Below are 11,394 nucleotides of genomic sequence, written 5' to 3' on the forward strand. Positions count from 1 at the left end.
AAAAGAACGTTCTCCCCTTTACTGATTTTCAGGAAAAAGAGTACGGAGTTTTCGAAGAGCGTTCTTTTCGATACGGGATACATAGGAGCGGCTGATGGAGAGATTTTCAGCAATCTCTCGCTGGGTCAGTGGCTCCTGGCCATTCAAACCGTAGCGGCAGCAGATCACCTGGTATTCCTTTGGGGAGAGTACTGTCCGGATATAACGGAGAAGATAGGAAATGCTGTCCTTTTTGAAACAATCATCCACAACATCAACGGGTGGACTTTCAATGATATCGAGAAGGCTGATCTCGTTGCCTTCCCGGTCTGTGCCGATGGGTTCATAGAGAGAAACTTCTCTGGAACGTTTCCTGCGGGCACGGAACATCATGAGAAGTTCATTGTCAATGCACCGTGCAGCATAAGTGGAAAGCTTGGAAGTCCGGCTGGGATCAAAGGTGGAAATGGCTTTGATCAGACCTATGGTGCCTATGGAGATCAGATCATCCTGATCCTCGTCACATCCCTGATATTTTTTTGCAACATGTGCTACGAGGCGGAGATTGTGTTCGATAAGGATATTTTTTGCTTCCGGATCGCCCCTTTGGAGCTGTAGAAGATAGAACTGCTCTTCCGCAAAAGAAAGCGGTTTCAGAAAGGTTTTCAAGGGTTCACCTCAAAGGGGATTTCCTTATAGCTTATGAGCCGGACGTGCTTTTCGTGCTTTTCCAACAGAAACTTTATAAAAAGGACAGAGGCGAACACCTGTTGCGCCACATTCTGATCTGGTGTATAATCATAAAATACGAGTGACAACAATCAGTGTATATTGATGAGGAGTATATATTTTGAAAAAGAGGATAGAACAGCTTCTTAACGGAAAATTTATTTATGAACAGCCTGAGCTTCTGTTTTCACAGGACCGTATTTTCGCTACGCTGAAGGCAGGAGAGACTACAAAGGATGAGATTTATTTCGGTACCGATGACAACCGCAGGATCAGTGGCTTTGTGACTTCATCTGACCGGAGACTGGTGCCCGGATTTGACCGCTTTTCCGGAACCACAGTGCGCATGCCTTATGGGGTAGATGCAGAGGGAATGAAGCCGGGAGAGAGCTTTGAAGGCTGGCTGTGTTTTACTACCAGTATCGGAGAATATAAGCTGCCGTTCACTGTACAGGTACAGACGGAAGAGGTGAAGAGTGCAGGCAGAAAGGTATCTTCTCTGGAAGAATTTCTGCATATTGCAAAGGAAGATTTCCATGAGGCTTACCGGATCTTTACAGAACGACATTTTTCCCTGATCCTGAGTGATCAGAGTGAGAAGATCCGTTCTCTTTATGCAGGAATGTCACAGCAGCCGGTGACCTATCAGCATCTGGAGGAATTTCTGATCGCAGCCGGTGCCAAGGAAAAGGTGACATTGAGTCTGAACAGAGAAGAGGCGAGTTTTTATGATGTCAGTGAATCTGTTCAGGAATCCCTTTATATCCACAGGAGCGGATGGGGACACTTGCGGGCAGATATTGAGGTAAACGGGGATTTTCTGGAGGCAGGCAAGCATGTGGTCACAGAAGAGGATTTTATCGGAAGTACCTGTGAAATAAACTATGTGATCCGCCAGGAAAAACTGGGAAAAGGAAATCAGTACGGCGAGATCATTGTAAAAACCCCATACCAGAAACTGGTATATCACGTTCTTGTATCCAGAGGAACTGAGAGTGCCGTGAACCTGGATCTTCTGGAAAAACAGTACCGGATATCTCTGATGAAGGAATACCTGGGATATCTCTGTAAAAGAACAGATTTTCAGGCCTGGACAGCCTCTACTCATGAGAAGCTTGACCGTATGGGCGAAAACGGACTGAAATATCCGGAATATCAGCTTCTGGAAGCCTATCTTCTTCATCTGGAAGGAGAAGATGACCAGGCTTCAGAAATCCTTGAGCGTTATCAGAATAAATCCTTTCATCACAATGAACTGGAACTGGCAGGGATTTATCTGTATCTGTGTACACAGACCGGGCTGTACCGGGATAAGGAACAGGCCCTCCGCAAGGTACAGAATTTCCAGATGCAGAAGGAAGACAGCTTTATCCTTCTGAAACTGGTATTTGAAATGGATCATACGCTTTCTCCGTCAAAAAAGATCTTTCTGATGGAGGAACTTTTTGAGCGGGGATGTACAAGTCCTTTTCTGTATCTGGAAGCATGGAACAGTATTTGTGCAGATATGTCTCTGCTGCATCGAATCAATGGGTTCTGGGCCCAGGTATTCCTTTTTGCAGGAAAAGAACAGATGCTGACGGAAGAGCTGGTCATGCGCCTGGCATATCTTTCCGGTTATGAGAAAGCTTTTAACGAAAGTCTGTACCGTGCTATGGCCATGGGATGTGAAGCCTTTCCGTCGGATGATACCGTGGAAGCTATCTGTAAATATATTATGAAGGGAAATCCAAGAAAACCGGAATATTTTCAGTGGTTTTCCGCTGCCGTGGACCGCGGGATCCGGATCACACGGCTGTATGAATATTATGTGGAAACACTGGATACTTCTTATCGGAGAGTCCTGCCGAAACCGCTTTTGATGTATTTTACCTATAACAACAATACTCTCGGTGATTCCAAGCGTGCCTATCTGTATGCATGCATCATTGCAGGGAAGGAACGTGATCCACAGACATACGAAAGTTATCGTGAAAGCATGGAGGAATTTGCTTTCCGTAAGTTACGGGAAGGCCGGATGAATGAAAATTATGCCGCTGTTTATCAGGAATTCATGCGGGAACCATCGGACAGCGAAAAAGCGCAGGTGATCGCCTCCAGAATGTTTACCTGCCGGCTGTATACGGATGATCCGAAGGTCCGCAGTGTGATCGTCCGTCACAGACAGATGAAACAGGAAGAAATCTATCCGTGTATCCATGGGATCGCTTACCCAAGGATCTGCAGCGAAGATGCGGCCGTTGTATTTCAGGATGAAAAACAGAGACGTTATGCTGCTACGGTAGATTATAATCTGACACCACTTTTTGATGATCGTGAGATGGTTCCGGCAGTGTTGGAAAAAGGGGCGGATGAACCGGCTGTGCTTTTGTATTACTGTCAGGGTCAGGAGATCAGTCGTAAGAATCTGGGAATTTTTCAGAAACTGGTCCTTTCACCGGCGTTTACCGATGAATATAAGAGGCTGATCCGCAAAAAGATCCTGGATTATTATCGGGATCACGTGCAGGGAGAAGATCTGGATGCCTGTCTGGAGATGATGGATTATCGGGAATATGCCATGGTCGACCGGAAAACCCTTCTGGAGATCCTGATCCAGAGGGGACTGTTTCCGCAGGCTATGAGCGTGGTGGAAGCATTTGGATTTGAAGGAGTAGAGGAGCGTGCTCTTCTGAAGCTGGTAAGCCGTATGATCATCCGCTGTGACTGTGCGGAGGACGAAGAGCTGATTGCACTTTCCTCTCATGTATACCGGCAGGGAATCTATGATGAAGTGATCCTCATGTATCTGATGAAATTCCGGTTTGGACCTGTGGAGGAACTTCTGGATATCTGGAAAAGTGCCTGTGGGTTTGAGATGGATACCTATAATCTGGAGGAGAGGATCCTTTCTCTTCTGATGTTTAACTGGGATTACCGGTCAGAGGGTGCGGATATCCTGAAAGAATATATCCGTCATTCCGGAAAAGAGAGTGTGATCGGTGCGTATCTGACTCTGATGTCTTACGGAATGTTTGTAAAAGAAATGCCGGAGATGCCTGGACTTAAGGAGTATCTGAAAAATCGCAGAGAAAAGGAGTGGCCCGGAGACCGGATCTGTGACCTGGCCCTTCTGAAGCTGCTTTCCGAAGAAAAAACTTCTGATGAAGAAAATCTGGAAATGGAGGAAAAAATCCTCTCTTCCTGTGTAAAGGACGGAATGATATTTGAGTTTTTCCGGAATCTGGATCAGAGTATCCTGCGACCGTATCAGCTGGATGATAAGACTTTTGTAGAGTATCATACTTCACCGGAGGCTTCGGTCACACTGTATTATTCCCTGGATACAGGTCTTGGAACTGTACCGGACTATAAAAGTGAACCGCTCAAAAATATCTATGAGGGAATTTTTGCCAGAGCATTTACATTGTTTTATGGAGAGACCCTGCGATATTATTTCCAGACAGAAGATGAAACTGGTGTACACAAAACGGAAGAAAAAATACTGACCATGAACCAGAGTAATGACCAGGCATCCAGCAAATATCAGCTGATCAATCAGATACTCTGTGCAAGGAAACTGGAGAAAGACACGGAAGTGAAGGAGAAGCTGGCACAGTATCTCCGGCAGGAACAGTACGTTAATGAAATGTTTGTCATAGAGAAGGAACCGGAAAGATGAATGAAATTCGTGACTTGATCATAGGAATTGATATTGGAAAAGAATACACACAGATCTGTTATTATGACAGAAAAGCAGAAGAAGCCCGTTCTCTTTCCATGAAGGTAGGAGCCAGTCAGTACGAAGCTCCGGGCTGTATCTGCTATCGTACCGATCACGGTGATTACTGCGTAGGCCTGGAAGCAGAGTATTTTGCCAGGGAAAAGGGCGGAATCATGATCGGAAATATTTATGATATCTGTCAGAAGGAAGAAAAGATCCAGGTGGCAGGAGAGGAAAAAGAGCCGGCAGAGCTTCTGGCACATTTTCTAAGGGGAATCCTGAAATTTCTGGGAATCCAGGATATCGTAAAGAATACCCGGTGCCTTTGTATCACATCGCCGGAGCTTAGTACACTTCAGGTACGGAATTATCAGAAGGCCTGCAGCCTTGCAGGTTTTTCCCGTGAGAAATATATGCTTATGGACTATGGCGAGAGCTTTTATTATTATGCACTGGGACAGAAACGGGAAACCTGGAATCGAAGTGTAGGATGGTATGCCTTTGCAGGCGATACGGTAACTTTCCGGAAGCTGACCATCAACGGCTCTTCCAGACCGGTGCTTGTAAAACTGGAGGATCCGGTCAGTACAAAGCTTGAACCGGAAGAAGAGATCCGTGATGTGGAATTTTACCGTTTTATCAGTAAGACTCTCGGCAAAGAGCTCTTCTCCAGTGTGCAGATCACGGGAGAAGGATTTGACCAGCAGTGGGCACAGCAGTCTGTAAAGCTCCTGTGTCATCAGGGACGGAAGGTTTTTTACGGAAACAATCTTTTTGCAAAGGGAGCCTGCATAGCCGGTAAGGACAGGCTGGAGGATAAAAAACTCAAAGGTTACCGCTATTTAAGCGATTCGCTGGTGGCTGCGGACGTAGGAATGGATATGCGGGTGATGGGCTCTCCGGCTTACTATCCGCTGATCGAAAGCGGCAGCAACTGGTATGAATGCAGTGCATCCTGCGAGCTGATCCTGGATGATACCAGTGAACTGGTATTTGTGGTAAGTATTCCGGAAGAAACCGAGAAGAAACGTGTGGCCATGGCACTTGAGGGTCTGCCAAAGCGGCCTAATCGGACTTCAAGGCTTTCCCTCACGCTGAAATACGTATCGCCGAGAGACTGTGAGATCACAGTAGAGGATCTGGGCTTTGGCGAAATGTATCCTTCCAGTGGGAAGATCTGGAGGGAACTGGTACGATGGGATGAGCAGGAAGAAAGGAAGCAGGCATGAGCGGATATATTTTATGTCAGGTAAAAAAGGCAGAGAAGCCGTTTTATATCGAAAATATCAGTACCAATATCTATTCTATAGAAGAACTCTGCTATTATCTTTATAACAATCTTTATCTTGTGGACAGCTCATTGATCAGCAGTAAGCTCTGTACCTGGCTGGAGGAAGAACTGGAGCTTCCGAAGCTTGCGGCCAAGCTGAAACCTTATATTGGAAGAGAGGCCGGACTTGAAGAAGTACTGTATCCGATATTTAAAGAGATCAATTATCTGGCTTATGAAGAGCTTAAGACCTTAAACGGGCGCATTGAAGCCAGAAAACGTGAACCTGAAGAAATACGGGAGAAACGCAAAGGTGATGCGCTGATGGAGAATCGGATGTATGTGAATGCACTCCGTGTTTATCAGAAGCTTCTGGAGCATGGCGGGAAAGAAATCACCGGAGAGATGCGTGAAAGGATCCTGCATAATCAGGGATGCGCATACAGTTACCTGTTCCAGATGGATAAAGCGCTGGATTGCTTTTGGAAAGCATGGAAGGAGAAGCATTCAGAGAAAGCGATGAAGGTTTATCTTCTGGCCTACCGCAGTGTTCACAGTGAAGAAGAATACAGGAAACGACAGGAAGATCTGAAGACAGATGAAATGGTAAGGCAGGAAACAGACCAGGCTCTGAAAAGCTTTGCCGGTCTCCCGGAGCAGCATATCGCATCCGGAGAAACCGACAGGATCCTGGAGGATCTCACAAGAGAATATCACAGAAGTACCGGCTCTTAAAGCTGTTCAAGAAGTCCCAGCAGGATCTGCTGGGCTTCTTTTTTTGTATATACGGATTCTTCCTCAGACAGGGAACAGAGGTAATCATTCAGGGCCTGTCCAATACTGGTTTCTTTCAGATAGATACAGAGAAAAGTATCTTTTTCGGAAAGAAAGCAGAGAAAAACGGAATAGTCAGACAGAACTTCCAGATGGATCCCGGTTTCAGGAAGTACGGAAGGCTTCAGGATCCTGCATTTTTCATGTCCCATATCTGTGTCAAGAAGATGCTTGAGGGCTTTTTTTCGTTCTTCTTTCGGAAGAGGGGTCTGATGGTAGGAATAAGGTCCGTCAAGGAGTCCGGTACGGGCAAATTTCCGGATCCCGCTCAGTGTAAAATAATTGCAGGAAAAGGCAGCTTCTGTAAAAGAAAAGGAAGTCTGGTTCAGAACCGCTGCCAGCTGGGTATAGACCGGATCGGAAAGATCGATATCCCTGTTATCAAACAATGACTGAATAAAGCCCGGACCATAGGACATCAGTGCAAGGCAGGGATGAGATTCCAGTGCAAAATTTGTTGAGATCTTTGTCTGCATGATAGAACCAAAGATATTAAGGATCCTGTCCGGAGAATCCGACTGCAGGAAGAATTGGCTGGAATTCTCAAGAGCCCGTCGGAATTCCTGTTGATATGCGTGGATCGCTTCCGGATTTTCAGTAAAAATACAGGTCATCATATCCGAGGATAACAGCAGCAGCTTTTTTTCAGTGAGTAAGAAAAAAGGAAACAGTTCATAGCTGGAAAACTCTCGGCCTGTCTGAGTATAGTAATAATATGGCTGGTAGCCCACAAAACCTGACAGGATCGGAAGGAGTGTGCAGAGAAAGGTTTCCAGATTCATGTTGTAATCCGGTGAGGCGGACGGGTTCTGGTGAAGCGGCAGGATCTGGATCACCGGTGGCAGTTTCTCATATTTGGGATAAAGATGGGAAAAGATCTGTACAAGAAGCCGGCAGTTGGCCGGAAGGTTGGTACGGATCGTTTCAGAAGAACCGGAAGACAGGATGTCCTCAAAAAGGCTCAGGACCTTCTTTTCCACATCAAGAGAAAAAGTTCCACGGTAAAAGGGAAAGGATGGAAGCCTGAGAAAACCCTCCCGGGAAATGACCTGCTGGGAGCTGATAACACCCAGAAGCTCCTGTATATATTTGCGGTTGTAATATATTTCTTTTCCGATTTTTTCTATTTTATATAATTCCATCAGTTCCCTGCGCTGGGAAGGATTGATCCGGAGGGAATCGCAGAACTGGCGCACAAAATCAATACCGGGAAGACGTTTCCCTGTGATCATACGTTGTAGCGAGGTACGGTCAAGTCCCGAAGAAGCAGATAACTGATAAACGTTTTCTCCTGTATCCTTTAGGTATTCCCGGCATTTGTTGCTGAAATCAGACATAGTAGTACTCCTTTTGGTGCTTATATGACATTATTATACGAAAACAGATCATGAATTGCAATAATTTGTAAAAAAACAAGGCACAATTAGAAGCACATATTGCGCAGGTCTTTCTTTGAAAATAAAATGTTAATATCAGAAAGAGCATGAGGGAGGAAAACACGGCAATGGCAGTGATGACGATCGCGATATGTGATGAAATACGAAAGGATGCACAGAAGCTGTACAGGCAGCTTTCCACACTGGTCCCTGATGCAGAGCTCCTTCTGTATCGGACCAGAGAGAGTCTTCTGAAAGGACTGGCAGAGGGACACAAGATCTGCGATCTGATATTTCTGGGGCTGGATGGTGATCAGGGCAGGAGTCTGGAAACTGTACGGACAATGCGCCTGAAAGGACATTATATCCCGGTTGTGCTGGTGGCAGAGAATGAAAAATTCTATAAAGAAGCATTTGAAGTGTTTGCCTATAACTATCTGGTCAAACCGGTTGAAAGTGGAGAACTGGAACATGTTCTGGTACATATCCTGGAGGTGTGCAGGCGTGAAGGCGGAAGAGCGCTGTATTTTCGCTACAGGAAACAGGTTTATACACTGCAGCACGATCATCTGGCATATATATCCAGTAGTCTTCACAGTGTGACATTTCATCTTACCGATGGAAAAAAGATCAGCTGCAGAGCCAGGCTGGGGGATTTTTCGGGACAGCTGTCAGACAGCAGCTTTCTGAGATGTCATCCGAGCTTTTGTATCAACATGGAGAAGGTAACTTCACTTAAGAAGAACAGTTTTGTGGTCGGACAGACGGAAATCCCAATTTCCAGAACATATCTGAAAACGGCCAGAAAGAAATACAAAGATTATCTGGCAGAGCAGAAGGTTTGCTCTTGACAGCTCCTTTTGGGTATGTTACTATAACCATACGCTTTCGCGTGGTAGAGTGACCATGTGATAAAGAGATAACCGAAAAAAGGAGAATGACCATGAAGAAAAGAACAGTTGCAGTAGTAATGGCGGCAGCGATGACAATAGGAATGATGGTAACAGGAGTGAGTGTACAGGCAGGTGTTGAGGATAAGACCCTGATTGTAGGATTTGATGCTGAATATCCTCCGTTCGGATATAAGGATGATAACGGAGAATATGTAGGATTTGACCTTGACCTTGCCCAGGAAGTATGTGATAATCTTGGCTGGGAACTTGTTAAGAAGCCTATCAACTGGGATTCCAAGGATATGGAGCTGAACTCCGGAACGATCGACTGTATATGGAATGGATTTACTATCAACGGACGTGAGGATGACTATACATGGAGTGATCCATACATCAACAATGAGCAGGTGATCGTAGTTGCCAAGGATTCTGAAATTGAGAAGCTTGCGGATCTTAAGGGCAAGAACGTAGTTGTACAGGCTGCATCCGCTGCACTGGACGCATTGAACAACGATGACAATAAGGAACTGAAGGACAGCTTTGCATCTCTTACAGAGAATCCGGACTACAACACTGCATTTATGAATATTGATTCCGGAGCTGCAGATGCTGTTGCTGTTGATATCGGTGTTGCTAACTATCAGCTTTCCCAGAGAGGCAAGGATAAATATGTGATCCTTGACGAGCCAATCCAGAACGAGCAGTATGGCATCGGATTCAAGAAGGGAAATGATGAACTGAAGGATCTCGTATGGGATGAGGTCAAGAAGCTTGACGAGTCCGGTGAGGTTGACAAGCTTGCAGATAAGTATGAACTGGATAAGAGCATGCTCTGCATCAGCGAGGACAAGGATAAGACAGAGAATTCTGATTCAGCAGAAGCTGACACAGAAGAAAGTGCAGACAGCACAGAGAAAGAAACCGATTCTGAATCCAAATGATCCGGTACAGATCCGGCACAGTAAAAGCTGTGAAGATATTTTTTTAAGCTATCCAACAGCAGTAGAAATAAGAAACATAGCAGAAGCTTTTGAAGCTTCCGCATAAAAAGGAAATGAGGGTGCTTCGGCGCAGAAAGAGCTGCCGTACACGCTCATTTCCTGTTGTTTACAGGAATTACAGGTATCAGTCCGATAAATGGGACTGATACTCCGAACTAGGAGGAAAAAAATGAGTTTTAGTGTAATGCTCCAGCAGCTGGCAGGAGGAATGCTGGTCTCTATTGAGATCTTTTTTGTAACCTTGCTGTTTTCTCTGCCGCTGGGACTTCTGATCTGTTTTGGCAGAATGTCCAGAAACAAAGTGATCCGTACCATTGTATCCGGGTACATATCCATCATGAGAGGAACGCCGCTGATGCTGCAGCTGATGGTGGTATATTTCGGCCCTTATTTTATCTTCGGGATCCGTATTTCCATGGGATATAGTCTGATCGCTGTATTTATCGCATTTGCCATCAACTATGCAGCTTACTTTGCAGAAATCTATCGCGGCGGCATTGAATCCATGCCGGTGGGACAGTATGAAGCTGCAAAGATCCTTGGATACAATAAGGTGCAGACATTTTTCCGCATCATCCTTCCACAGGTGATCAAGAGGATTTTGCCGTCTATTACAAATGAGGTCATTACGCTGGTCAAGGATACTTCCCTTGCGTTTGTTGTGGCAGTTGCGGAGATGTTTACCATTGCCAAGCAGATCGCAAGTGCACAGACAACAATGATGCCATTTGTGATCGCTGCGATATTTTATTATGTGTTCAACCTGATCGTGGCTGTTGTGATGCAGAAGGTTGAGAAAAGTATGAATTACTACCGCTAACCGGAATGGAGAGTATAAAATATGAAATTATTTGAAATGAAACATATCAAAAAAAGCTTTGACGGACTGGAAGTTCTCAAAGATATCTCTCTTGACGTGGAAGAGGGAGAAGTTTTAAGTATCATCGGTCCTTCCGGTTCCGGCAAGTCAACCATCCTGCGTTGTGCCACAGGACTTGAGACGCCGGACAGCGGCGAGATCATCAAAAACGGTGATGTGGGACTGGTGTTCCAGCAGTTCAATCTGTTTCCGCATTTTTCCGTACTGAAAAATATAGTGGATGCACCTTTGAAGGTGCAGAAGAGAAAGAAAGATGAGGTTTACGCCCAGGCAAGAAGCCTTCTTAAGAAAATGGGCCTTGCAGACAAGGAGAAGGCATATCCTTTTCAGCTTTCCGGAGGACAGCAGCAGCGAGTTTCCATTGCCCGTGCGCTCTGTATGAATCCGAAGATCCTGTTTTTTGATGAACCTACATCTGCACTTGACCCGGAGCTGACCGGTGAGATCCTGAAGGTTATCAAGGATCTTGCTCAGGAGCATATCACCATGGTGATCGTTACTCATGAAATGAATTTTGCAAGAGATATTTCCGACCGTATCATCTTTATGGATAAGGGTGTGATCGCAGTGGAGGGAACGCCGCAGGAGGTATTTTCTTCCGAAAATGGCAGAATGAAGGAATTTTTGGGAAAATTCCATCAGGGTATGGAGTAACAAACGGTTGCTTTTAAAGAGGCAATGTTATATAATTTCAAGAGGCGTGAATTAACCAGATTCGGGCAGATAACG

At 45.4% G+C, this 11,394-nt stretch carries 9 protein-coding genes; 7 read left to right on the top strand and 2 right to left on the bottom strand.

The genetic code is table 11. The annotated features are described in order from the left end of the window. Positions 1–18: 18 nt before the first annotated feature. Positions 19–648 carry an RNA polymerase sporulation sigma factor SigK gene (gene sigK / locus BLP57_RS09650; protein WP_092071291.1) on the bottom strand — a complete coding sequence of 210 codons (630 nt, stop codon included), beginning with the start codon at positions 646–648 and terminating at the stop codon, positions 19–21. A 181-nt stretch (positions 649–829) separates the two neighbouring features. Here sigK and BLP57_RS18255 point away from each other — a divergent pair, with 181 nt between their 5' ends. From BLP57_RS18255 to BLP57_RS09665, 3 genes are read left to right on the top strand one after another with little or no spacing between them, the layout of a single operon-like run. Continuing rightward, positions 830–4,369 (top strand): DUF5717 family protein, encoded by a 3,540-nt coding sequence (locus BLP57_RS18255; RefSeq protein ID WP_242872597.1) that lies wholly within the window; start codon positions 830–832, stop codon positions 4,367–4,369. Continuing rightward, positions 4,366–5,640, top strand: coding sequence for a DUF5716 family protein (locus BLP57_RS09660; protein ID WP_022426152.1), 1,275 nt, complete (start codon positions 4,366–4,368; stop codon positions 5,638–5,640). The genes BLP57_RS18255 and BLP57_RS09660 overlap by 4 nt, the downstream gene beginning before the upstream one ends. Further along, positions 5,637–6,416 (top strand): hypothetical protein, encoded by a 780-nt coding sequence (locus BLP57_RS09665; protein WP_059085392.1) that lies wholly within the window; start codon positions 5,637–5,639, stop codon positions 6,414–6,416. Before BLP57_RS09660 ends, BLP57_RS09665 begins: the two co-directional genes overlap by 4 nt. On the opposite strand, the gene BLP57_RS09670 is transcribed toward BLP57_RS09665, so the two are convergent. Beyond that, positions 6,413–7,852: a helix-turn-helix domain-containing protein gene (locus tag BLP57_RS09670; protein ID WP_092071294.1), complete on the bottom strand. Its 1,440-nt coding sequence runs from the start codon at positions 7,850–7,852 to the stop codon at positions 6,413–6,415. The two genes, BLP57_RS09665 and BLP57_RS09670, sit on opposite strands and share 4 nt — an antisense overlap. A gap of 167 nt (positions 7,853–8,019) precedes the next feature. On the opposite strand from BLP57_RS09670, the gene BLP57_RS09675 reads away from it, so the two are divergent. The 4 genes from BLP57_RS09675 (at position 8,020) to BLP57_RS09690 (ending at position 11,319) form a co-directional block, all read left to right on the top strand. Beyond that, entirely contained in the window at positions 8,020–8,742 is a 723-nt protein-coding gene (locus BLP57_RS09675) for a LytR/AlgR family response regulator transcription factor (RefSeq protein ID WP_175442969.1), read from the top strand. Between the two features lie 92 nt (positions 8,743–8,834). Continuing rightward, positions 8,835–9,725, top strand: coding sequence for an amino acid ABC transporter substrate-binding protein (locus BLP57_RS09680; protein ID WP_015527098.1), 891 nt, complete (start codon positions 8,835–8,837; stop codon positions 9,723–9,725). 229 nt (positions 9,726–9,954) lie between these two features. Beyond that, positions 9,955–10,605 carry an amino acid ABC transporter permease gene (locus BLP57_RS09685; RefSeq protein WP_022426149.1) on the top strand — a complete coding sequence of 217 codons (651 nt, stop codon included), beginning with the start codon at positions 9,955–9,957 and terminating at the stop codon, positions 10,603–10,605. 21 nt (positions 10,606–10,626) lie between these two features. After that, the gene (locus BLP57_RS09690; protein ID WP_021652351.1) at positions 10,627–11,319 is read left to right on the top strand and encodes an amino acid ABC transporter ATP-binding protein; all 693 of its coding nucleotides are present in this window, start codon (positions 10,627–10,629) and stop codon (positions 11,317–11,319) included. The last annotated feature ends 75 nt before the right edge of the window (positions 11,320–11,394 follow it).

This window comes from Blautia sp. SF-50 (genome assembly GCF_900101315.1).
Taxonomy (GTDB): Bacteria; Bacillota; Clostridia; order Lachnospirales; family Lachnospiraceae; genus Blautia_A; species Blautia_A fusiformis.

Excerpts from the sequence above, each read along its gene's own strand:
- BLP57_RS09665 (WP_059085392.1), top strand. The coding sequence starts at position 5,637 with ATGAGCGGATATATTTTATGTCAGGTAAAAAAGGCAGAGAAGCCGTTT.
- BLP57_RS09690 (WP_021652351.1), top strand. The coding sequence starts at position 10,627 with ATGAAATTATTTGAAATGAAACATATCAAAAAAAGCTTTGACGGACTG.
- BLP57_RS09680 (WP_015527098.1), top strand. The coding sequence starts at position 8,835 with ATGAAGAAAAGAACAGTTGCAGTAGTAATGGCGGCAGCGATGACAATA.
- BLP57_RS09675 (WP_175442969.1), top strand. The coding sequence starts at position 8,020 with ATGGCAGTGATGACGATCGCGATATGTGATGAAATACGAAAGGATGCA.
- BLP57_RS09660 (WP_022426152.1), top strand. The coding sequence starts at position 4,366 with ATGAATGAAATTCGTGACTTGATCATAGGAATTGATATTGGAAAAGAA.
- BLP57_RS09685 (WP_022426149.1), top strand. The coding sequence starts at position 9,955 with ATGAGTTTTAGTGTAATGCTCCAGCAGCTGGCAGGAGGAATGCTGGTC.
- BLP57_RS09670 (WP_092071294.1), bottom strand. The coding sequence starts at position 7,852 with ATGTCTGATTTCAGCAACAAATGCCGGGAATACCTAAAGGATACAGGA.